The sequence below is a fragment of the Litchfieldella qijiaojingensis genome (genome assembly GCF_014651875.1).
Classification (GTDB): Bacteria; Pseudomonadota; Gammaproteobacteria; order Pseudomonadales; family Halomonadaceae; genus Litchfieldella; species Litchfieldella qijiaojingensis.
On the sequence record NZ_BMXS01000089.1, the window covers coordinates 1 to 526 of the forward strand.

A 526-nucleotide genomic window follows, 5' to 3' on the forward strand; every position below is an offset into this window, starting at 1 on the left:
ACGCTCGACGCCGACCGCCTGGCCAACCACGGCGGCCGCCTGGTCGGCGACCTGGTCACCCTGACGCTCGACCGCCTCGACAACGATGAAGGGCTGATCAGCGCCCGCCAGGGGTTGCACCTCGACCTGGTCGAGGCGCTGAACAACCGCGCCGGGCGCCTGCAGGTCACGAACGGTGACCTGGTACTGAACGGTGGAGTTTCCCTCGACAACACCCAGGGCATCCTGGTCGCCAAACACCTGCAACTGACCGATGTCGGCGCGCTCACCAACCGCCAGGGCCAGCTCATCGCCGATAGCATCAACCTCGATGCCGCCTCGCTCGACAACGCCAATGACGGCCTGATCGCCGCCACCGCCGGTGACCTGATTCTCGACGTCGCCGACACTCTCGATAATACCCAGGGACGGCTGCAGGCCAACGGCAACGTCTCGCTCACCGTCGGCACCCTGACCAACACCGACGGCACGCTCGCTAGTAATAACGCCACGCTGGATATCACCCAAGACCTGCACAACCAGCGCG

At 65.6% G+C, this 526-nt stretch carries 1 protein-coding gene; it reads left to right on the forward strand.

The annotated features are described in order from the left end of the window. On the forward strand, positions 1-526 hold a 526-nt coding region (locus tag IE093_RS22370; RefSeq protein WP_189473144.1), incomplete at both ends, for a hypothetical protein.